This window comes from Streptomyces sp. NBC_00647 (assembly GCF_045207245.1).
GTDB lineage: Bacteria > Actinomycetota > Actinomycetes > Streptomycetales > Streptomycetaceae > Streptomyces.
Genome location: NZ_CP109040.1, coordinates 6,652,306 through 6,675,256, shown reverse-complemented (window position 1 = coordinate 6,675,256; position 22,951 = coordinate 6,652,306). Strand labels below are relative to the sequence as shown.

The following is a 22,951-nucleotide window of genomic DNA, read 5'->3' as shown; positions in this document are numbered from 1 at the left end:
CCGGCGAACGCCACGGCACCCGCAGAACGGCAGGGCCCCGGAGACCGGCCCCGCCCCGTGCCCGCTCCGGGACCCGTCACTCGACGACCTGCCGTCCCTCCGGCCGGGCACTGCAGGACGCCTGGAACGAGCAGTGCGTGCAGTGCTGTCCCGTCGTCGGCGAGAACCGTTCGTCGAGGACCTTGCCGGCGGCGTTCGCCAGGAGGTCGCCGACCCACTCGCCCTCCAGCGGCTCCTGCGCCTGCACCTTGGGCAGGGTCTCGCCGCCGTTCTTCTTGGCGGCTCCCTGGCGGAGCTGGACGAGTTCGGCACCGCCCGGTTCGGGGCGTACGCCGTCGAAGGCGTCGTCGACCGCGCCTTCCCCGACGGCGAGCTGATAGACGGCGAGCTGCGGGTGGTGGGTCACCTCGGCGGCGCTCGGCGCCTGTTTGCCGGTCTTGAAGTCGACGACGTAGGCGCGGCCCTCGGAGTCCGCCTCGACGCGGTCCATGGAGCCGCGGATGCGTACCTCGTAGGAACCCGCTTCGAGGGTCACGTCGAAGTCGTGCTCGCTGGCCACCGGCGTGCGGCCGGTGCGGTCCATGACGTGCCACTTCAGGAAGCGTTCGAGCGCCACGCGCGCGTGCTCCTTCTCCTGCGCGGACTTCCAGGGCGCGTCGAAGGCGAGCGCGTTCCACACGGAGTCGAGTCGCTCCATGAGGACGGCCAGGTCGGCCGGGGTGCGTCCGGACGCGACCTCGTCGGCGAGGACGTGCACCACGTTGCCGAAGCCCTGGGCGGCTGTCGCGGGCGCGTCGGCCTTCACCTCCCGTCCGAGGAACCACTGCAGGGCACAGGTGTTGGCGAGTTGATCGAGAGCGCTTCCGGAGAGCACGACGGGCTGGTCGCGGTCGCGCAGCGGGATCTTGCTCTCCGTCGGCTCGTACATGCCCCACCAGCGGTAGGGGTGCGCGGAGGGGACCAGCGGGCGGCCGTCCTCGTCGGCGAGCGCCGCGAGCCGGGCGAGGCGGACCGCCGCGGCCTGCCGGAGGCTCTCCGAGACGCGCGGGTCGACCGTGGTGGCGCGCAGCTCGGCGACCAGGGCGGCGACGGACAGGGGGCGGCGCGGCCGGCCGGTCACGTCCTTGGGTTCGACGCCGAGTTCGGTGAGGAAGCGGGAGGGCTGGTCACCGTCGTCGGCGGGCGCCTTCACGGCGGTCACGACGAGGCGTTCACGCGCGCGCGTGGCGGCCACGTAGAACAGCCGGCGCTCTTCGGAGAGGAGTGCCCCGGGCGTGAGGGGTTCGGCCAGCCCGTCCCTCCCGATGCGGTCGGCCTCCAGCAGGGAACCGCGGCGGCGCAGGTCCGGCCACAGGCCCTCCTGGACACCCGCCACGACGACGAGGCGCCACTCCAGGCCCTTGGAGCGGTGCGCCGTCATCAGGCGTACGGCATCGGGGCGGACGGCCCTGCGGGTGAGGGTGTCCGCCGCGATGTCCTCGGCGTCGATCTCCTCCAGGAAGTTCAGGGCGCCACGGCCTCCCGTGCGCTCCTCCGCGCGCCCGGCGGTCGCGAACAGCGCGCACACGGCGTCGAGGTCCCGGTCGGCGTTGCGCCCGGCCGCGCCGCCGCGCCGGGCGGCCCGCTCCAGGCGCTGCGGCCACGGTGTGCCCTCCCACAGGTCCCAGAGGGCCTCCTCGGCCGTCCCGCCACCCGCGAGACGCTCACGCGCCTTGCGCAGCAGCGCGCCGAGTCGCTGGGCTCCCCGGGCGTACGCCGGATCGTGCGCGACGAGCCGCTCCGGCTCGGCCAGCGCGCGGGCGAGCAGGTCGTCGGACGGCGGCGGTACGAGGTTTCCGCCGGCGCGCTCCTCCTCGCGCAGCGCCCGTCCCAGGCGCCTCAGGTCGGCGGCGTCCATGCTCGCGAGCGGCGAGGCGAGGAGGGTGAGCGCTGTCTCGGTGTCGAGCCAGCACGCGCCGTGCACGGCAGCCTCCGGCTCATCGGGAGCCTTGGGAGCTGCAGCGGTCTCGGGAGCTGCGGCGGCCTCCGGCGCATCCTCGCTCTCAGAGCCCTCGAAGCCCTCGGTGGCCTCGGTGGCCTCCGGCGGATCAGCTTCGCCGGGCGCGTCGGCAGGCGGCTCGGCGGCGGCACCGCTCCCCCCGTCCGCTCCCGACTCGGCACGGGCCACCGCCCGCAGCGCCGTCAGCAGCGGCGCGACCGCGGGTTCGTGCCGCAGGGGCAGGTCGTCGCCGTCGATGTCGAGGGGCACGCCCGCGGACGTGAGCGCCCGCCGGATCGTGGGGATCGTCCGGGAACCGGCGCGCACCAGGACGGCCATCTCGCCCCAGGGAACGCCGTCCTCCAGGTGGGCGCGGCGCAGGATGTCCGCGATGTTGTCGAGCTCCGTGCCGGACGTCGGGTACGTGTAGACCTCGGCGTGTCCCCCGTCCCGCACCGGGGACAGCTCGCGATGGGCGCGGACCTTCTCCGCCGGCAGGCGGGTCAGCGGCATGCGCTGGGTGAGGCGGCGGGTGGCCTCCAGCAGGGCGGCGCCCGAGCGACGGGACGTCCGGAGTACCTCGACCGGGGCCGGACGGCCGTTCGCGCGCGGGAAGGCGTCGGGGAAGTCCAGGATGCCGTTCACGTCGGCGCCCCGGAAGGCGTAGATCGACTGGTCGGGATCGCCGAAGGCGACAAGGGTGCGCCCGCCGCCGGCGAGGGCGTGCAGCAACCGCACCTGAGCGGGGTCGGTGTCCTGGTACTCGTCCACGTAGACGGCGTCGTACTGCGCCGCGAGCCGTGCGGAGACCTCGGGGCGCCGGGCGAGGAGCACCGCGCGGTGGACCAGTTCCGCGTAGTCGAGGACCCCCTGCATGTCGAGGACGTCGAGGTACTCGGCGAGGAAGGCGGCCGCCGCGCCCCAGTCCGGGCGGCCGATGCGCCGCGCGAAGGCCTCCAGGGCGTCGGGGCCGAGCCCGAGTTCCCGGCTGCGGGCGAGGACCGCCCGGACCTCGTCGGCGAAGCCGCGCGTGGTCAGGCAGGCGCGCAGGTCGTCCGGCCAGCTCACATGGGCGAGGCCCAGCCGCTCCAGGTCGGGCTGGCCCGCGAGCAGCCCGCGCACGGCCACGTCCTGCTCGGGACCGGACAGCAGTCGCAGCGGCTCCACGAAGAGGTCGCTGTCCTGGTGGGCGCGGACCAGGGCGTAGCAGAAGGAGTGGAACGTGGTGGCCTGAGGGGCCCGGGCGGCCCCTATCCGCAGCGCCATACGGTCGCGCAGTTCGACGGCCGCTTTCCGGCTGAACGTGAGCACCAGGATGCGTTCCGGGTCGCCGTCGCGTGCGATACGGGCGGCCACGGATTCGACGAGCGTGGTCGTCTTGCCCGTACCGGGACCGGCGAGCACCAGCAGGGGACCGCTCGCGTGGTCAACCACCGCGCGCTGTCCTGCGTCAAGACGAGGGGGATCCACCTGCGCCGGCGGAGTGCGCACCAGCCGGTACGCGCCGCGGGCCCCCTGACGCACCGGGGGGTGCGTCGGGCGCCTGGTGGAAGAAGTGGAGCTCACGTGGTTCGCCGGTCCTGGTGGTCGTACTGGTTGGCGGACTGCCGCGCGTGGAGGGCGGTGACCGCGGGATGAGGGAGACGCGCGCCGACGACGCTACGCCGGTACCGTTCACGGAAGGAGGGCTTCCGGTTCATCCCTCACGCCACGTGCGTCCCCCGCATCACGAACGTACGGCATGTCACGGATGTGCCTCGTTTCCCTCGTACGGGCTCCAGTTTCCCCTTCCGCCCCGTGAATGCCGGAAGCTGTCAGGTGTGACCTTCCGCGCGTTCGCCGCCGTCCCATCGCGCCCGTCTCATGTCGACGCGTGGCAGATGCCCCTCGGAGGCCCGGCCCGCCTCCCTCAGAGGCGTGCCCTCCGCGCGGTAGTGGGCCAGCGCGTCCAGCTCGTGGCCGGGGAGCAGCACACCGTCGGCGCGTATGACACGCCACCACGGAACCGCTCCTCCGTAGAGGGCCATCACCCGGCCCACCTGGCGCGGACCGCCCTCTTCCAGCCATTCGGCGACGTCGCCGTACGTCATGACGCGCCCGGGCGGGATCAGCTCGGCGACCTCAAGGACCCGCTCCGCGTACTCCGGCAGGGCATCCGCCGGAAGGCTCTCCTCGCTCATCCGCCCCATCCTGCCCCACCCCACCGACAACGTGACGCGGCCGCGACTGTGCGTATCCCCCGCCCCGGAGAGACGCCCGGGGCGGACTGCGCGCCCCGCATTTGCACCCTGATGCCCCCGTGTGTCGGTCGGGCATGCCACCATCGTGCGGGCGGTGACTGGTGATACGAGATCAAGAAGAGACCATGAGGCAGCAGGGCGTGCACCCCGAAGACGCGGAGGGCACCTCCGCGTCCTCGTCACGCCCGGACACCGGCGTCGACGAGAAGGACGCGGACGGCGGGGCGAACGAGTCCGCCGCCGAGCCGAACGAAACCGCTGCCGACGAGGGCGAGGAATCCCCTCCTAGGACCCACGAATCAGCGACTTGGACGCACAGGGACGAGAAGCCGCAGGCCAAGCGGGACGCCGACTGTGCCGACGAGGCGCACGCCGACGAGGTCGAAGGCGACGAACCGCTGCTCCCCGCGCGCGTGCACCGCCCGTCCGACCTGATGCGGCTCCTGGTCGGCGTTCTCGCGATCGTGGTGCTGCTCGCCATCGCCGCGTTCGCGCACGGCACCACCTCGGGCCTCGAACAGGACATCAACAAGGGCACCGGGCAGGCGCCCGACCTGCTGATCAAGATCGCGGGGCTGGCCTCCAGCATCGCGATCCTTCTCGTACCGGTTGCTTTCGCCATCGAGCGACTGATCAAGCGGGACGGACTGCGCATCGCCGACGGCGTCCTCGCCGCGGTCCTCGCGCACGGAGTGACACTCGCCACGGACCTCTGGGTCGCGAAGGGCGCCCCGGACTCCATCCAGGAGGCGCTCACCCAGCCGTCGCCGGGTGACATCCACGCCCTGACCGACCCGGTGCACGGCTATCTGGCACCGGTCATCGCCTATATGACGGCCGTCGGCATGTCCCGCAGACCGCGCTGGCGCGGGGTGCTCTGGGTCGTCCTGCTCCTCGACGCCTTCTCCATGCTGGTGACCGGCTACACGACCCCGTTCTCGATCATCCTGACGGTGCTGATCGGCTGGACCGTCGCCTACGGGACGCTGTACGCGGTCGGCTCACCGAACGTGCGGCCCACCGGACGGACACTGATGGCGGGCCTTCGGCACGTCGGCTTCCACCCGGTCAGCGCGGCCCGCGAAGAGGCTCCGGAGACCGCGGAGAGCGGCGACCGGGGCCGACGCTATTTCGTCACTCTGGAGGACGGTCCACCTCTGGACGTCACGGTCGTCGACCGCGAGCAGCAGGCACAGGGCTTCTTCTACCGTGTCTGGCGCCGTCTGACGCTGCGCGGCATCACCACGCGCCGCAGTCTCCAGTCACTGCGCCAGGCCCTGGAGCAGGAAGCCCTGCTCGCGTACGCGGCCATCGCGGCCGGGGCCAACGCGCCCAAGCTGATCGCGACGTCCGAGCTGGGCCCCGACGCCGTGATACTCGTGTACGAGCACACCGGCGGACGCACCCTCGACTCGCTGCCCGACGAGCTCATCACCGACGATCTGCTGCGCGACACCTGGCACCAGGTACAGGCGCTGCAGTCCCGGCGCATCGCGCACCGCCGGCTCGCGGGCGACGCGATTCTGGTGGATCGTTCCGGCACGGTGATCCTCACCGACCTGCGCGGCGGCGAGATCGCGGCCGGCGATCTGCTGCTGCGCATGGACATCGCCCAGCTGGTGACCACCCTCGGGCTGCGCGTGGGCGCCGAGCGGGCGGTGGCGTCAGCCGTCGGCGTGCTCGGCCCGGACGCGGTCGCGGACTGCCTGCCCCTGCTCCAGCCGATCGCGCTGACCCGCTCCACGCGCGCGACGCTGCGCAAACTCGCCCGGGAGCGCTCGCAGCGCGAACGCGATGCGGTGCTGGAGGCCTCGCACCAGGCCAAGCTCGACCGCGCCGAGGAGGCGCGGGAAGCGGCCGCGCCCGCGCCGGAGAAGCCCGGCAAGAAGGCCGTACGCGCCGAGCAGCGAGCCGAGAAGCGGGCCATCGACGACGCTCTGGAGGAGGCGCGCGAGGAGGATCTGCTCACCCAGATCCGCCACCAGGTGCTGCTGATCAGACCGCAGGCCCCCGTCGAACCGGCCCGCCTGGAGCGCATCCGGCCGCGCACACTGATCAGTTTCATCGCCGGTGCCATCGGCGCCTACTTCCTGCTCACGCAGCTGACCCACACCCCGTTCGGCACCCTTTTCGACAGCGCCGAATGGGGCTGGGTCGCCGCGGCCGTGCTGTTCTCGGCGCTGAGCTACTTCGCGGCGGCGATGAGCCTGCTGGGCTTCGTACCGGAGCGGGTGCCTTTCCTTCGGACCGTGGCCGCGCAGGTCGCCGGTTCGTTCGTGAAGATCGTGGCGCCCGCCGCGGTCGGCGGCGTCGCCCTCAACACGCGTTTCCTGCAGCGTGCCGGTGTGCGGCCCGGACTCGCGGTGGCGAGCGTCGGCGCGTCGCAGCTGTTCGGGCTCGGCTGTCACATCCTGATGCTGCTCTCCTTCGGCTATCTGACCGGTACGGAGAAGACGCCGTCCCTGTCGCCGTCCCGTACGGTCATCGCGGGTCTGCTGACCGTCGCGGTACTCGTCCTCGTGGTGACGTCGGTGCCGCTGCTGCGCAAGTTCGTCTCCACGCGCGTGCGGTCGCTGTTCGCGGGCGTCGTACCGCGCATGCTCGACGTGCTGCAGCGGCCGCAGAAGCTCATCACCGGCATCGGCGGCATGCTGCTGCTGACCGCCTGCTTCGTGATGTGCCTGGACGCGTCGATCCGCGCGTTCGGCAACGAGGAGACGACCTCCCTCAGCCTCGCCAGCGTCGCCGTCGTCTTCCTCGCCGGCAACGCGCTGGGTTCGGCGGCGCCGACCCCCGGTGGTATCGGCGCGGTCGAGGCGACCCTCACCGTCGGCCTGATCGCCGTCGGGCTCCCCAAGGAGGTCGCGGCGCCCGCGGTGCTGCTGTACCGGCTGCTGACGCTGTGGATTCCGGTGCTGCCCGGATGGCTGTTCTTCAACCATCTGACGCGCAAGGGCGCGCTCTGACGGTCCGCGCGAGGACCGGTGGACGGGCAGTCCGCGGCTCGGCCCACCCGCCCAGAACCGCCTCGAGCGCGGTCCGGCCCACCGCGGCCGGACCGCTGTATCCCTGCCCTCCGCCCGGCGGGTACGAGCCCCGCGGTGCGCCCTCACCCACACGGCTCGTGCCCCGAGCGCCCCACCCCGCGCGCCCGCAGGATGGGGAACATGCCGAACCCGCCTCAGCTGCGCGCCGCTGCCCTGACCGCCACCGCCGTCCTGCTGACCTCGTGCGTGTCCGGCTGCAGCGGTGACGCCAAGGACGAGGATCTGACGGCGCAGAAGCTGAACTGGAAGGAGTGCCCGGCACCGTCCGAGTCAGAAGGCGGAGGCAGCGCCCCCTCTCCCCTGCCGGGCGGTACGGAGTGGCAGTGCGCCACCTTGAAGGTGCCCCTCGACTGGGCCGAGCCCAAGGGCGACACGATCGGGCTCGCGCTGATCCGGGCGAAGACGAGCGGCGAGGCGAGCAAGCGCATCGGCTCGCTCATCTTCAACTTCGGCGGCCCCGGCGGCTCGGGCGTCACCACCCTGCCCGCCTTCGGAAAGGACTACGCCGCGCTGCGCACGCGTTACGACCTGGTGAGTTTCGACCCGCGCGGTGTCGGCCGCAGCGCGGGCGTGAAGTGCGAGAACGACCGGCAGCTCGACGAATACTTCCAGCAGGACGCCACTCCGGACGACACCGCCGAACAGCAGGAGCTCCTGCAGAACACCCGGACGTTCAACGGGGCGTGCGAGAAGAACTCCGGCAAGGTCCTCCCCCATGTGCGCACCACGGACGCGGCCCGCGACATGGACCTGATGCGGCAAGTGCTCGGCGACGACAAGCTGCACTACTTCGGCATCTCGTACGGCACCGAACTGGGCGGGGTCTACGCCCACTTGTTCCCCAAGAACGTGGGCCGCGCCGTCTTCGACGGGGTCGTCGACCCGACCCAGAACCCGGAGCAGAGCTCCCTCGGACAGGCCAAGGGCTTCCAGCTCGCGCTCGACAACTTCGCCGAGGACTGCACCTCGAAGGTGGAGGACTGCCCCATCGGCGACACCCCGCAGGACGTCAAGGACCGCATCGCCGGACTGCTGAAGGGCCTCGAGACCAAGCCGATCCCCGGCGTCTTCCCCCGCGAACTCACCCAGACCGCCGCGACCAGTGGCATCGCGCAGTCGCTGTACTCCAAGGACTTCTGGGAGTACCTGACGGAGGGACTCCAGCAGGCGTACGACGGCGACGGCAGGGTGCTGATGCTGCTGTCGGACTCGATGAACGGGCGCAGCGAGAACGGCCAGTACAGCAACATCACCGCGGCGAACGTCTCCATCAACTGCGCCGACGACAAGCCGCGTTACACCGCGGACTACGTGCGGTCCAAGGTTCCGGAGTTCCGGGCCGCCTCTCCGCTGTTCGGGGACTATCTGGCCTGGGGCATGGTCAGTTGCACCGACTGGGCCGTGGCGGGAGCGGCCGACCACCCGGACGTCAGCGCCCCCGGATCGGCACCGATCCTCGTGGTCGGCAACACCGGCGACCCCGCCACGCCGTACGAGGGCGCCCGTGCGATGGTGGGCGCGCTCGGCGGGGGTGTCGGTGTCGAGCTGACGTACAAGGGCCAGGGGCACGGAGCGTACGACAGCAAGAACAAGTGCGTGCAGGGCGCGGTGAACGGCTATCTGCTGCAGGGCAAGGTGCCGTCGGCCGGTACCGTCTGTTCCTAGAAAGTTGCAGGTCAGAGCGTTATCCACAGGTCTCGGCGGCGGTCGGCGGCCGCCGCCTACTATTGCCTGCATGTGATCCGCGACTTCGGGCGGACCACGGGCAAGGGGGGACGCTCATGACACGTTTCGCACGGTGGACGGCCGCTGCCGCCGCCGCGTTGCTGGTGGCCGGCTGCAGCGGGGGCTCGTCCGGCGACGGCAAGGACGAGGGCAAGAACGGCGACGGACCACCGTCGGCCACCGCGCCGTCTTCCGGCGGGTCGCCCGGACTGCCGGCCTCGCTCACCTCGCAGAAGCTCGACTGGGGCCGCTGCAAAGCCACTTCGGACTCCCCCGCGCCCGGGAGCGGTTGGCAGTGCGCGACGCTCAAGGTGCCGCTGGACTACGCGAAGCCGGGCGGCGAGACGATCGGCCTCGCGCTCGTCCGCTCGAAGGCGACCGGCGCCCAGGGCAAGCGCATCGGCTCGCTCCTGTTCAACTTCGGCGGCCCCGGCGGCTCGGGCGTCTCCACACTGCCGTCGTACGAGAGCGTCGTCAGCTCGCTCCACGACCGGTACGACCTGGTGAGCTGGGACCCGCGCGGGGTGGCCGCCAGCGAAGGCGTGCGGTGCCGTGGCGACAAGGCCATCCAGGCCTCGGAGTCCCTGGACGCCACACCGGACGACGCGGCCGAGGAAGCGGCGTACTTCAAGGACGCCACGGACTTCGGCAAGGGCTGTGCGAAGGCCGCCGGCAAGCTGATGGCCCACGTCTCGACGACCGACACGGCCCGCGACATGGACCTGATGCGCCAGGTCCTCGGCGACCGCCGGATGCACTACTTCGGCATCTCGTACGGCACCGAACTGGGCGGCGTGTACGCCCACTTGTTCCCGAAGAACGTGGGCCGCCTGGTGCTCGACGCGGTCGTCGACCCGGGCGCCGACGCCGTGGGCCACGCCAAGAACCAGACGCTCGGCTTCCAGCGCGCCCTGGACGACTACCTCAAGTCCACCGGCCAGGACCCGAAGCAGGGCTCCCGGAAGATCGCGGACCTGCTGAAGCGGATCGACGCGAAGCCGCTGCCCACCAGCAGCGGGCGCAAGCTCAGCCAGTCCCTGGCTCTCACCGGCATCGTGCTCCCGCTGTACAGCAAGCAGGGCTGGCCGAGCCTCACCAGCGCCCTCAAGGCGGCCGGGAACGGGGACGGTTCGGAGCTGCTGACGCTCGCCGACGGCTACAACGAACGTGACTCCTCGGGGCACTACGGCACGACGACGCATTCCCAACGGGTCATATCGTGCTTGGACGACAAGCAGCGACCGACTCCCGAGGAGACGAGGAAGCGGCTGCCCGAGTTCGAGAAGATCTCGCCCGTCTTCGGCGACTTCATGGGCTGGGACACGGCGGGCTGGTGCCACGACTGGCCGGTGGCCGGTCAGTACGACACCCCCGAGGTGAGTGCGCCGGGAGCCGAGCCCGTCCTGATCGTCGGCAACACCGGGGACCCGGCGACACCCTACGAGGGCGCCCGCAGGATGGCGGACGAGCTCGGCAAGGGTGTGGGCGTGGAGCTCACCTGGAAGGGCGAGGGCCATGGCGCCTACGGGAGCGGGAGCGACTGCGTCGACTCGACCGTGAACAGCTATCTGCTGGACGGGACGGTGCCGAAGGACGGCAAGGTCTGTTCATGACGACGGCGGGGGTCTCGCGAACACCCGGTTCGCGAAACCCCCGCCATCGGAAGAGCGGGTCGAGCAGTCGGTCAGTACACCGGCTTCTCGGGCTCGATCTGGTGGACCCAGCCGATCACACCGCCGCCGACGTGCACCGCGTCGGAGAAACCGGCGGACTTCAGGACGGCGAGGACCTCCGCGCTGCGGACACCCGTCTTGCAGTGCAGGACGATCTTCTTGTCCTGCGGCAGGGTCTCCAGGGCGGTGCCCATGAGGAACTCGTTCTTCGGGATCAGCTTGGCACCGGGGATCGAGACGATCTCGTACTCGTTGATCTCGCGGACATCGATGATCTCGATGTTCTCGCCGTCGTCGATCCACTCCTTGAGCTGCTTGGGAGTGATCGTCGAGCCGGCGGCCGCCTCCTGCGCCTCCTCGGACACGACGCCGCAGAAGGCCTCGTAGTCGATGAGTTCGGTGACGGTCGGGTTCTCACCGCAGACCGCGCAGTTCGGGTCCTTGCGGACCTTCACCTGGCGGTACGTCATCTCCAGGGCGTCGTAGATCATCAGGCGGCCGACGAGCGGCTCACCGATGCCGGCGAGGAGCTTGATCGCCTCGTTGACCTGGATGGAGCCGATCGACGCGCACAGCACGCCGAGGACACCGCCCTCGGCGCAGGAGGGGACCATGCCCGGCGGCGGGGGCTCCGGGTAGAGGCAGCGGTAGCACGGGCCGTGCTCGGACCAGAACACGGAGGCCTGGCCGTCGAAGCGGTAGATCGAGCCCCACACGTACGGCTTGTTGAGCAGCACGCACGCGTCGTTGACCAGGTAGCGGGTCGCGAAGTTGTCCGTGCCGTCGACGATCAGGTCGTACTGGCTGAAGATGTCCATCACGTTCTCGGCCTCGAGCCGCTCTTCGTGAAGGACCACGTTCACGTACGGGTTGATGCCCAGTACGGAATCGCGCGCCGACGCGGCCTTGGAACGGCCGATGTCAGCCTGGCTGTGGATGATCTGGCGCTGCAGGTTCGACTCGTCGACCTCGTCGAACTCCACGATGCCGAGCGTGCCGACGCCGGCCGCGGCCAGGTACATCAGCGCCGGCGATCCGAGGCCGCCGGCGCCCACACACAGCACCTTGGCGTTCTTCAGCCGCTTCTGCCCGTCCATGCCCACATCGGGGATGATCAGGTGGCGGGAGTACCTGCGGACCTCGTCTACGGTGAGCTCAGAGGCTGGCTCGACCAGGGGTGGCAGCGACACGGGGACTCCGTTGGTCGGTCAATCACTACAGTTGTTCTCCGCGTAACACTGCCACGCCCTTCTTCATTCCGAGACACCCGTTCCGATCCGCGAGACGATCTCGTCCCAGTAGCCGGGCATCGACTCCCAGGGGTCGGCCGTCCCTCCGTGATCCGAGCGGTCGGTGAAGTAGATCGTCGAGGCGCCCTGCCAGCGGGCGATGCGCAACGCCTCGTCCAGGTGCCCGCGCGGCACACCGTGCACGAAGTGACAGAAGCGCTCCGGGGGATGGTCGGCGGTCCACTCGGCGACCTGCGACCAGCGGTACTCGGTCCAGGGTCCTGAGAAGGTCACCAGCTGGTCGGCGTTCTCGGCATATCCCGGGTGCGGGTGGGTGCCGTGACCCAGCACGATGTGGGCACCGTCACGGAGCGCGCGGAGCGCGTCGACCGTGCGGCGGATCCCGGGGAGCGCGGCGCGCTCCCCGGGGCAGCGGCCGAGGAGGAATCCGTCGGCCTGATACCAGTCGAGGTAGCGCCGCGCATCGGACATCACCTCGCCGAAGGCGCGTGCGCCGTAGGTGGTGTCCAGGAGCCCCAGCACCCGGACACCCGCGTTGCGCAGCCGTCCCGAGGCCTCCAGGCAGCGCGGGTCGGGGCGGGTGCCGGGACCGTTGTCCACGTTCAGGACGACCCAGTGCAAGGGGGTGCCGGGGCGGGTGAGTTCGTCCCACTCCACGGGCGCGACGAGGGGGTGCGCATAGCCGGGGATGCCGAAGCCGAGTCCTAGATCGGTGCTCGCACTGCCGGTCGCGGTGCTGGTCAGATACGACATGCCGCCTCCATCCAGATGTCCGCGAGGGATTCCTCGAGGTTGATCCGGGGCCGCCAGCCGAGCCGGTCGCGTGCGGTGCGCACATCGGCCTGCTGCCAGCTGCCGCAGCCGTCCGGGTAGGGGTACGCGACCGGGGCCCCGTGGTCGGGCTCGGGACGGGGGTGACCGATGGACGCCCTCATGGACGAGCCGGGCGGGCCGTCGAGTTCGTGCAGGGTGCCGCTGTAGCCGGCCACGCGTGCGAGGACGGCGGCGGCGTCCCGGAGGCGCACGGCACGGCCCGAGCCGATGTTGATCACGCCCTGTGCGGCGGAGAGGGAGGCGGCGTGGACGGCGCGGGCGACATCACGGACGTCGATGAAATCGCGCTGGACGCCGAGACCGCCGAGCTTGAGCTCGCCGTCGCTGGCCTGCATGGCACGGCGCAGTGCCTCGGCGAGCCGGCCGAGCGGGGATCCGGCGGGGGTGCCGGGTCCCGCGGGTGAGAAGACGCGGAGCACCACGGCGTCCAGGCCGGAGCCGAGGACGAGTTCGGTCGCGGCGAGTTTGCTCACCCCGTACGGGCCGCCCGGGCGCGGCACGGCGTCCTCGGCGGTGGAGGAGCCGGGCTGGCTGGGCCCGTACTCGGCGCCGCAGCCGATCTGGACGAGCCGGGCCCCGCAGCCGCTGCGCCGCAGGGCCTCGCAGACGGTGGCGACGGCGACGGTGTTGTGCCGGGTCAGTTCGCGGGCGCCGCCGCGGGTGGCGCCCGCGCAGTTGATGACGACTCCGGGGTGCACCGCGTCCAGGAAGCGGGTGAGCGCGCCGGGGCTGCCCGAGGCGAGGTCGAACCGTACGTCGGCGTCGTCGCCCCGGCCGAGCGCGGTGAGCTGCACGGCCGGGTCGGCCAGCAGTCTGTCGGCGACGAAGCGGCCGAGGTAACCGTTGGCTCCGATCAGCAGGACCCTCATCGGGCGGCTCCCGGGGCGGATTCTCCGGTTCGGGAGGTGATCATCTGACTGTCTCCTTCGGGTGATGCCGTAGGTCGGGGAGAGGGCCCGCGGTGTCGGCCCCGCGGGAGAAGGGGGCCCGGATCCGGGAGGCTGTCCCGGACGCCGGGGAGGGCTCACGGCGGTGGGGGCGTCGTGGGCCGGTTCCGGGCGGCCCCGGTCGACCGGGCCGCCGTGCTCGGAGCGTCGGGGCGCGGATCGCGGCTCATGGGGCCTCGCAGGGCAGGGCGTGGGCCGAGGCGCGGGTCAGGGTGCGGGTCGCGTGGACGAGAAGGACGAGGGCGCCCGCCCCGCACGCCAGGGCCGGTACGGCGCCGGGTCCTCCCGCGCCGACGAGGCCCTCGACGGGGACGGCCAGGAACGAACAGCCGGGCAGGCGGGCGGCGAAGACCGTGGCGAGGGCGATGGCCTCCGCCGCGCCGGCAGCGGCGAGCGCGATGGCCGGGGCCTGGGTGAAGCCGCGTGCGGTCAGCAGCCGCGCGAGCAGGAACAGGGCGCCGAGGGCACCGGCTCCGGCGTAGGCGGGCGACTCGTTCAGTGCCGTCCCGCACAGCGCGAGCAGCCCGCCCAGTGCGCACAGGAAGAGGCCGAACGTTCCGAGGAGCAGGGGTCGCACCGAGGAGGCGAACTCCTCCAGGCCTCGGCTCGCGTTCAGCCGGAGGCGGGCGCGGGCGACGAAGAGATGGGCGCACCAGGCCGCCGGGGCGCAGCCCAGGGCGAGGGCCAGCACGGGCGCGACGGCCAGGGGCCAGGGGCCGTCCGGGCCGCCGTCGAGGCCGGCGCTCAGCAGTCCGTCACCGGCGAGGGCGTACGCGATGAGCCAGCATGTCCCCGCGCGGGTGGCGCTCGCCGTGCGGTGCCGGGTACTCAGGGGACCCCGCCGGACGGCGGCATGCAGGCCCAGCGTCATGGCCAGGGTGCCGAACGCGGCGACGGCGAGGCGCGGCTGACCCTCGGTGAGCCGCACCCCGGCGACGACGGCCGCGCCGAGGGCGCCCGGCACCAGGGCGAGCGCCGCCCAGGAGGCGCGCGTGCCGGGGCGGCCCGGAGTCTCGGTGCGGGGCACGGACTCCCCGTCGCGCGGAACGCGCGCGTACATCTCCTCGGCGAGCGAGAAGACGTCCCGGTGCCGGAAGCGGGCGGCGGTCCGGTCGGTCACCCCGTGCGCCTCCAGCCCCGCCGCGATCTCCAGCGGGTCCACGGCCCGCTCGCAGAGCTCGCGGTGCCGGTGTATCAGCGCCTTCACGGGGTCCGCCGCGCCGCGGCGTCCGGTGGGCCTGCGCGCACCCGGCGAGCCGTCGGCGCGGTCGGCACCCCCGGCAGCCGCACCGGGACGGGGGGCGGCTCCGCGACCCGCGCCAAGGAGTCGGTCGGGGCCGGCGTCGGGGCCCGGCCCGTCCGCCGCGAGGGAGTCACCCGCCAGATCCGCCAGGTCCGTTCCGGTCCCGACGGCAGTCCCCTCCCCCGCACCCGTGGCCCGTCCGTCCGTCTCGTCCGCCACGAGCCACGTCTCGGACCGCTCGTCCCAGATGCGGGAGCCCGTCGGTGTCGCGGGCCGGTCCGGGTCCGTGAGGTCGTCGAGCCCGCTCGGGGCGCCGGGTCCGCCACTGTCGATGGTCACGCGCCCTCCCCCACAGAAACGGCAACGGGCACGGGCACAGGTACGGGCACGGGCACAGGTACGGGCACGGGCACAGGTACGGGCACGGGCACAGTGGCTCGTACCGGTGCGCCCTCCGCCCAGCGCGGTCGGCCCGCGGTCATGAGGCGGGACTCGGTCCAGCAGCCGGGCACGTGGGCCTCGGCGGGGACGCCGAAGGGCAACGGCTCCCCCTCGTCGTCCACCAGTACCCGACTCACCGGGGAGTGCGAGACGATCTCGAGGTAAATGCCGTGAAATGCCGTGATGTTCTGCTCGACGGTGAAGAGTTCGAGAGCGCGTGCCCGGGCGGCCGCGCCCAGACGTTCACGGCGCTCCGGGTCGCGCAGCAGGGCCACGCACGCCTCCGCGAGCGCCCGCGGATTGCGCGGCGGCACCACCAGTCCCGTACCGCCGATGACCTCGACGACCGCGCCCACATCCGTGGAGACGGTGGCGCGGCCGCAGAACATGGCCTCGACAAGGCTGATCGGGAAGCCCTCGACGACGCTGGAGAGGACGACCAGGGCTCCGGAGGCGTAGGCCTCGGCGAGGCTCGGGATCTCCGGGCCGCCGATCTCCTCGAAGGACACCGGGTTGTCGCCGACCGCGTGCGCGCCCTCCGCCTCGTCGGGGAAGAGCTGCGCGGCCAGGGCCTTGCAGTGGGCCAGATAGGTCGCGCCGTCCGGGCCGTCGGCGGGGGCGCCGACGATCCGCAGGCGGGTCTTCGGCTCCTCCTTGCGGATCTCGGCGAAGGAGTGCAGCAGGGAGATCAGGTCCTTGGCCGGTTCGATGCGGCCGACCCACACCAGCGCGTCGGGGTCCGCGCACCGGCTGCCCTCCACGCTCTCCCCGACCTCCGCGAAGCGCTCGGCCTCCATGCCGGGGTAGACGGTGCGCAGCTTGGCGCGGTCGGCGCCGCAGCGCTCCTGCCAGCGGCGGGCGTGCGCGTTGCCGGGCGTGATGAGCGTGGCCGCGCGGTAGACCTCGGCGGTGAGCCCGCCGTGGAACGCGGCGAGCAGCGCCCGGACGGCGGGGGTCTCTTCGACGGTCGCGGCGGCCAGGTAGTGCGCCCGAAGCTGCACGCCGTACTCGGTGACCAGCAGGGGGACGCCGAAGAAATGCCGGGTGAGGAGGCCGGGCAGGGCCGCCGTTCCGCCGGAGGCGGCGTGGCAGAGGTCGACCGAGCCGAGCCCGTCGTCCCCGTACCAGTCCAGTGAGAGGGGGCGCAGGGCGCGCTCGATGTGCGCGGCGACGGTGAGCAGATCGGGTACGCGGGCGGTACGGGCCGTACGGAGTGCGCCGGGCGCACGACAGGCGCGTTCCAGGGCACGCACGGCGCTCTCGGAGCGCAGGGCGCCGACCAGCCCGGCTTCGTCCCGGGCGAGTTCGGCCAGCCCGTACAGCGCTCCGGCGAAACGGTCCGCCACAACACCGGCGGACGCCGCCCCCTCCCCCGGCACCTCCGCGCCCACGACCTCCGGCCCCGCGCACACCGCCGCCGCCAGTTCCCCGTACGCCTCGGCGAACCGGCGCCGCGCCCGTCGCCCGTACACCACCCCGTCGCTCTGCGCCGTCCACAGCGGTGCCGTGTGTACGCGGCCGACCTGGGGCGGCAGCCGGATCCAGCCCTCGTCCTCCTGGCGCTCGGTGCGGCTGAGCGCGTAGATGTCGAACTCGTGCTGCCCGAGCCCCCGTACGAGCCGGTCGCACCAGAGCCTGGCGTCACCGCTCACATACGGATAGCCACCCTCCGTCAGCAGTCCGATGCGCACGAGCACACCCCCGATCTCCCGTATGAGGAGCCGCCGTTGACCCGGTGGCTCGCAGCGGGACGAACGTATGCGGACAAGGCGGTGGTGCGACGGACGGTTGTCCATCGCACCACCAAAAGGGGTGAACGGTCGTAACTTTCCCGCGCGGACAGCGTTTTGTCGCGCTACGAGTTCAAGCAGTCACGTTTCGCTGGGCTCGGGCCCACGATCGGGTCACGCCAGGGACAGTTCCTCGCGTTCCGCCCGGCGACGCGCCGCGACCGCCGGATCGAGTGCCGGTACGGCGGCCAGCAGCTGCCGGGTGTACGGGTCCCGCGGGTTCTCGTACACCTCGTCGGCGGGACCGTGCTCCACGAGCCGGCCGCGCCGCATCACGGCCACCCGGTCGCTGACCTGCCGCACGACCGCGAGATCGTGGGCCACGAAGACCAGCGCCAGTCCGAGTTCCCGCTGCAACTCGCCCAGCAGGGCGACCACTTGGGCCTGCGTGGTGACGTCGAGCGCGGAGACCGGCTCGTCGCACACGATGGCGCGCGGCTCGGCGGCGAGGGCCCGGGCGATGCCGACCCGCTGGCGCTGTCCGCCGCTGAACTCGTGCGGGTAGCGGTCGTAGTGCGTCCCTTCGAGCCCCACGCGCTCCAGCAGTTCCCGTACCCGCCCGCGAACGCGCTTCTCATCCCTCTCGCCGCGCGCCCGCAGCGGATCGGCGATGGACTCGCCCACGCTGCGGCGGGGGTTGAGGGAGGACACCGGGTCCTGGAAGACCATCTGCACCGAGGGACGGACGCCGGACTGTTCGCGTCCCTCGTGGCGGACCACACCGGTCGTGGGCTCCAGGAGCCCCACCAGCATCCTTCCCAGGGTCGTCTTCCCGCTGCCGCTCTCACCGACGATGCCGAGGGTCTCGCCCCGGCGGACAGCGAGAGACACGTCGTCGACGGCCGCGAACCGCTGCTTCCCGCGCCCGAACTCCCGCCGGAGCCCGACCGCTTCGAGAACGACGTCGTCCGGGGGGAGAACCTCGACCGGACCGGACCCCTCGGCCGCGTGCGCGCTCCCGCCGCGCCCGGCCGCGCGAGGTGTGTCGACGCGAGGGACGGCGCCGAGGAGCTCCCGGGTGTACGGCTCCCGGGGCGCGCCGAGGACGGCGTCGACCCGCCCGTGCTCGACCGCGCGTCCGTGCCGCATCACCAGGATCTCGTCGACGCTCTCGGCCGCGACCCCGACGTCATGGGTGACCAGCAGCAGTCCCGTCCCGGTCTCCTGCCGCAGGGTGTGCAGGAGGTCGAGGATCTGGGCCTGGACGGTCACGTCGAGGGCCGTGGTCGGCTCGTCGGCGATCAGGAGCTCGGGTTCGCAGGCCAGGGCCATGGCGATGAGGGCGCGCTGGCGCATACCGCCGCTGAACTCGTGCGGGCGCGACCGGGACCGGCGGGCCGCGTCGGGAATGCCGACGCGGTCCAGTACCCGCACCGCACGCGCGCGTGCCGCTCGCCGGGATGCCTTGGTGTGCACCCGGTACACCTCGGCGATCTGGTCGCCGACCGCGTAGTACGGGTCGAGGGACGACAGCGGGTCCTGGAAGACCATGGCGGCCTTTCCGCCGCGCAGCCGACGCAGTTCGTCGTCGGATGCCCGCTGTACGTCCACACCGGCCACGCGGACCGTGCCGCCGACGCGCGCTCCGGTGCCCCGGTGCAGCGCCAACAGGGCGGATGCCACGGTGGACTTGCCCGAGCCGGACTCGCCGACCAGGCCGAGGGCGGCACCCTTCTCCAGCCGGAAGGAGAGCCCGTCGACGGCCCGCAGACCCCCGAAGTCGACGACGAGATCGCTCACTTCGACCAGAGAAGCCGGAGAGGAGGCCGCCGCGGGGGCGGCGGAAAGGGGTGGTGAAGAAGCCCGTGACGGGGCGGTGGAAGGGGTCTTGGAGGAGTCGCTCATGTCAGCACCACCCGTCGGTCGGCCACCGCGTAGAGCACGTCCGCGACGGCGTTGGCGATGACCACGAAGAAGCCGATGACCAGGACCATGCCGACGACCACGGGAAGGTCGACGACGTTCACCGCGTGCACCAGCTCCTGGCCGATGCCGGGCAGTCCGAAGAGCGTCTCGGTGAGCACCGCGCCGCCGACCGCCGACCCGAAGGTGTTGGCGTTCAGCGCGATGATCGAGGCGAGTGCTCCCCGTACGGCGTGCCGTCCGATGATCGACCGCTCGCCGACGCCGTACGCCCGGAAGGTCCGGATGTGGTCCTCGGCCAGCGTCTCCAGCATCGAGGCCCTGGTCAGCCGGGCGAACGCGGCGGCTTCGACGAGGGCGAGCGAGAGCCAGGGGAGCAACAGGTTCCACGCCCACTGCTCGGGGTCGTCGGAGAAGTTCACGTACTGCGGGAAGGGCAGCAGTTGGAGCTGGCCGCAGACGACGATCATCAGGATCAGGCCGATGACGAAGACGGGCGTCGCCGTTCCGGCCAGCGTGATGCCGGTCAGCACCCGCTCGCTGAGCCGGCCGCGCCGCCACGCCGAGAGGACGCCGGTGCCGACGCCGAGCACGAGCCAGACGACCATCGCGCCGAACACCAGCGAGAGGCTGACCGGCAGCTTCGTCAGGATCAGCTGTGTGACCTGCTGGTCGGTCTGGTACGACAGCCCGAGGCAGGGTGCCGAGCAGTGCTGGACGGAGGTGCCCGTCGAGTAGTCCTGGCCGACGAAGAGGCCCTCCAGGAAGTGCCAGTACCGCACGTACAGCGGGTCTCCGAGATGCAACTGCTCGGCGACCTGGTGCACTTGGAGGGGTGAGCAGCGCGGGCCGCAGGTGATCTGGGCGACGTTGCCGGGTGTGGCGTAGAAGACGACGTAGATGATCACCGAGATGGCGAAGAGGGTGACCGCGGTGCCGAGGGCACGACGCAGGACGAAACCGCCGAAGCCGCTCATGCCTTGGCCTCCCCGGTCTCGGCGGAAGGCGCACCCGGCCGGTCCGGACCCGCGCCCTGCCCCGGCAGGCCCACACCCTCGCCGGCCTGGGACGCGGCGGCCTGGGACGCGCCTGCCTGGGACGCGGCGGCTCCCGCGGCGGTCCCGCCCGCGTCCGCCTTGGCCTCGCCCCTGCGCCCCGTGCCGACGCGCAGACGTGAAGCCGCGCGCGGGTCGAGGGCGGTGCGCACGCCGTCGCCCAGGACGGTGAGGGAGAGGACGGTGACGAACAGGGCGCCCGCGGGCAGCAGCAGGTACTGCGGCGCGGCCTGGTACCAGACGTCGGCGGCGGTCAGCATCTGTCCCCAGGACGGCGTCGGGGGCTTCACACCGACGCCGAGGAACGACAGGGCCGCCTCGACACCGATGTTCATCGGCACGAGGAGCGCGGAGTACGTGATGAGCGGGGCGGCGAGGCCCGGCAGCAGCTCGCGTCGGGCGATGCGCGAGGTGCCCCAGCCACTGAGCCGCGCGGCGGCGACGTAGTCCAGCTGCTTGAGCGTGAGCGTCTGCGCGCGCACGATCTTCGCGAGGGTGCCCCAGGCGATCAGTCCGATGACGAGGGCGACCAGGACGGGACGCGGGAAGCTGCTCGGCACGATGGCCAGCAGTGCCAACGACATGATCATCAGCGGCATCGCGACGATGATCTCGGTGACGCGGCTCAGCAGTTGATCGACCCATCGGTTCCCGAGCGCGGCCGACACGCCCACCACGACGGCGATGAGGACCTGCACCAGGGTCGCCGCGAGGGCGACGCCGAGGGAGACCCGGGCGCCGTACACGAGGCGGGCGAAGAGGTCGCGGCCGGTCTGCGGTTCGACGCCGAGCCAGTGGCCGGCGCCGATGCCTCCGAGCGGGCCGACGGGGACGCCGCCGCGTGCGGAGTCCACCAGCGAGGGGTGGTAGGTGGTGGGGTCCTGGCCCTCGATCGCCGTGAGCAGCGGTGCGGCGAGCGCGACCAGGACGAGCAGTGCGACGACGGCGCCGGCGACGAGGGCGGCGCGCTGCGCACGCAGCCGCCGCCAGAACTGACGGGCCCCCGAGGCCCCTGCGGCGGACGAGTCCGCCGCAGGGGCCGGGGAGGCGAGAAGTGCCTCGCTCACGGCGCTACTTCACCGAGACCTGGGAGATGTCCAGAACGCCGGTCCAGTCGCTGATCACGATGTTCTTGACGCTCTTGCCGTACAGGCGCTTGTAGACGGGGTGGAACAGCGGCACGGTCAGCGCCTGCTCACCGATCTTCTTGTCCAGCGCCCCCCAGCGCTTGGCGGCCTCGTCGAGGTCGGTCAGCTTGTTGATCGCGTCGATCTCGTCGTTGACCGACTTGTCGTCGAGGAAGCCGGTGTTGAAGTTGGCGCCGTCCTTGACGATCTGCCGGCCGTCGAAGATCGGGGCCAGGAAGGGACCGCCGGAGGGCCAGTCGGCACCCCAGTGGGCGAGGAAGAAGCCCGGCTCGGTCTTCGCGCTGTGGATCTTGTCGCTGTAGTCGTTGTCCTCGAGGCCCTGGAGCTTGACGGTGATGCCGGCCTTCTTGAGCGCGTCCTGGATGGCGGTCGCGATCTCCGGGCTGGTCTCGAAGTCCTTGCTGTTGGAGTGCGTGAGCGTGACGGTCAGGCCGTTCTTGTGGCCCGCCTGGGCCAGCAGCTCCTTGGCCTTGGCCGCGTTGCCGGACTCGCCCGCCGGGAAGAGGTCGTACGGCGCGTAGCCGAAGGACTTCTGGTTCGGCAGGTACGTCGTCGCGGGCTCCGCGAGCGACGAGCCGCCCGCGGCGTTGATCACCGAGCTGCGGTCGATGGCGTAGGAGATCGCCTGGCGCACCTTCGGGTCGTCGAACGGCTTCACCTTCGGGTTGAAGGCGATGTAGTTGGTGTAGCCGAAGTGCCCGGTGCCGACGCGCGAGGCCAGCTCCTTGTCCCCCGTCACCTTGGCGAGCTCGGCGGGGCCGAGGTTGGTGTCCGTGGTGACGGCGGTGGCGTCCGCGCCCTGGGAGGAGGACAGCCGCTGGTTGATCACCGACGAGTCCAGGCCGGACCGTACGTCGATGCTGTCCGGGTAGGCCTTGCGCTCGGCGTCGGTCGACGCGGACCAGTACGTGTTGCGCTCCAGGGTGAGGCGCTCGCCGTCGTTCTCGTTCTTGACGACCTTGTACGGACCCGAGGAGACCGGGTGCTCCTCGTACTTCGTGCCCTTGTCCTTGGCCTTCGGGACGGGAGTGAACTGCGTCTGCGTGGCCAGGTAGGGGAACTCGCCCTCGGGCTTGTTCAGGTGGAAGACGATGGTCAGCTCGTCCGGAGTCTCGATCGAGTCGAGGCCCTTCTTGTCCTTGTAGGGGCCCTGGTAGTCGGCCCCGCCGATCAGCCAGTCGCGCAGATACGGCGCGCCCCCGGAGAGTTCGGCCGCGAAGGAGCGCTCGATGCCGTACTTGATGTCGGCGGAGGTGATCGGCGTGCCGTCCTCGAACTTGAGGCCCTTCTTCAGGGTGTACGTCCACACGGTCGCGTTCTTGCTCGGGCGGCCGGTGTCGGTGGCCAGGTCCGGCACGACCTCGGCGCCGGCGGCCCCGTCCTCGCGGTTGCGGGTGGTGAGCCCACGGAAGACGAGCGAGGGCACGTTGCCGCCGCCGGAGGTGTAGAGCCGCGCGGGGTCGAAGTCCGACTGCGGATTGGAGTTCAGGACGGTGAGCGTGCCGCCCATGTGGGGCCGCGAGTCGCCACCGGAGCTCTTGGCATCGTTGTCCTCCGGACCGCAGGCGGCGGCGCCCGCTGCCACGACCAGGCTGACGGATGCCGCGGCCACGCGGCGCGCTATGAGGGACGGATGACGCATCGGAAGACGACCTCTCGGAATGGCTCGAACACTGAGACGGATTGACGCGGGGTGAGACGGAAGAGCGCGGAGCTC

14 protein-coding genes are annotated in these 22,951 nt (G+C 71.9%); 3 read left to right on the top strand and 11 right to left on the bottom strand.

Features of this window, described 5'->3' with window-relative positions:
* Nucleotides 1-76 precede the first annotated feature (76 nt).
* Nucleotides 77-3,544 (bottom strand): ATP-dependent helicase, encoded by a 3,468-nt coding sequence (locus OG788_RS29470; protein WP_406374407.1) that lies wholly within the window; start codon nt 3,542-3,544, stop codon nt 77-79.
* Between the two features lie 248 nt (nt 3,545-3,792).
* Nucleotides 3,793-4,158, bottom strand: a complete 366-nt coding sequence (locus OG788_RS29465; protein WP_351551452.1) for an MGMT family protein — start codon at nt 4,156-4,158, stop codon at nt 3,793-3,795.
* Nucleotides 4,159-4,343: 185 nt separating this feature from the next.
* Here OG788_RS29465 and OG788_RS29460 point away from each other — a divergent pair, with 185 nt between their 5' ends.
* From OG788_RS29460 to OG788_RS29450, 3 genes are all read left to right on the top strand, one after another.
* Entirely contained in the window at nt 4,344-7,184 is a 2,841-nt protein-coding gene (locus tag OG788_RS29460; RefSeq protein ID WP_406374406.1) for a YbhN family protein, read from the top strand.
* Nucleotides 7,185-7,385: 201 nt separating this feature from the next.
* Nucleotides 7,386-8,930, top strand: coding sequence for an alpha/beta hydrolase (locus OG788_RS29455; protein ID WP_406374405.1), 1,545 nt, complete (start codon nt 7,386-7,388; stop codon nt 8,928-8,930).
* A 116-nt stretch (nt 8,931-9,046) separates the two neighbouring features.
* A complete protein-coding gene (locus OG788_RS29450) occupies nt 9,047-10,603 on the top strand; it encodes an alpha/beta hydrolase (RefSeq protein ID WP_406374404.1) in 1,557 nt (518 codons plus the stop codon).
* Nucleotides 10,604-10,674: 71 nt separating this feature from the next.
* On the opposite strand, the gene moeZ is transcribed toward OG788_RS29450, so the two are convergent.
* The 9 genes from moeZ to OG788_RS29405 form a co-directional block, all read right to left on the bottom strand.
* A complete protein-coding gene (gene moeZ, locus OG788_RS29445) occupies nt 10,675-11,853 on the bottom strand; it encodes an adenylyltransferase/sulfurtransferase MoeZ (RefSeq protein WP_356757743.1) in 1,179 nt (392 codons plus the stop codon).
* A gap of 63 nt (nt 11,854-11,916) precedes the next feature.
* Nucleotides 11,917-12,666 (bottom strand): spherulation-specific family 4 protein, encoded by a 750-nt coding sequence (locus OG788_RS29440; RefSeq protein ID WP_351551438.1) that lies wholly within the window; start codon nt 12,664-12,666, stop codon nt 11,917-11,919.
* On the bottom strand, nt 12,654-13,616 hold the full coding sequence (locus tag OG788_RS29435) for an NAD-dependent epimerase/dehydratase family protein (RefSeq protein WP_351551435.1): 963 nt from the start codon (nt 13,614-13,616) through the stop codon (nt 12,654-12,656). The genes OG788_RS29440 and OG788_RS29435 overlap by 13 nt, the downstream gene beginning before the upstream one ends.
* Before the next feature lie 244 nt (nt 13,617-13,860).
* Complete coding sequence (locus OG788_RS29430) at nt 13,861-15,276, bottom strand: hypothetical protein (RefSeq protein WP_406374403.1); 1,416 nt, start codon at nt 15,274-15,276, stop codon at nt 13,861-13,863.
* Nucleotides 15,273-17,069, bottom strand: coding sequence for a DUF3492 domain-containing protein (locus tag OG788_RS29425; RefSeq protein ID WP_406376879.1), 1,797 nt, complete (start codon nt 17,067-17,069; stop codon nt 15,273-15,275). Before OG788_RS29425 ends, OG788_RS29430 begins: the two co-directional genes overlap by 4 nt.
* A gap of 213 nt (nt 17,070-17,282) precedes the next feature.
* Nucleotides 17,283-19,013: a dipeptide ABC transporter ATP-binding protein gene (locus tag OG788_RS29420; protein WP_406374402.1), complete on the bottom strand. Its 1,731-nt coding sequence runs from the start codon at nt 19,011-19,013 to the stop codon at nt 17,283-17,285.
* The gene (locus tag OG788_RS29415) at nt 19,010-20,008 is read right to left on the bottom strand and encodes an ABC transporter permease (RefSeq protein WP_356757748.1); all 999 of its coding nucleotides are present in this window, start codon (nt 20,006-20,008) and stop codon (nt 19,010-19,012) included. The genes OG788_RS29420 and OG788_RS29415 overlap by 4 nt, the downstream gene beginning before the upstream one ends.
* Nucleotides 20,005-21,153, bottom strand: coding sequence for an ABC transporter permease (locus OG788_RS29410; RefSeq protein WP_406374401.1), 1,149 nt, complete (start codon nt 21,151-21,153; stop codon nt 20,005-20,007). Before OG788_RS29410 ends, OG788_RS29415 begins: the two co-directional genes overlap by 4 nt.
* Before the next feature lie 4 nt (nt 21,154-21,157).
* Nucleotides 21,158-22,876, bottom strand: coding sequence for an ABC transporter substrate-binding protein (locus OG788_RS29405; RefSeq protein WP_406374400.1), 1,719 nt, complete (start codon nt 22,874-22,876; stop codon nt 21,158-21,160).
* Nucleotides 22,877-22,951: the final 75 nt, after the last annotated feature.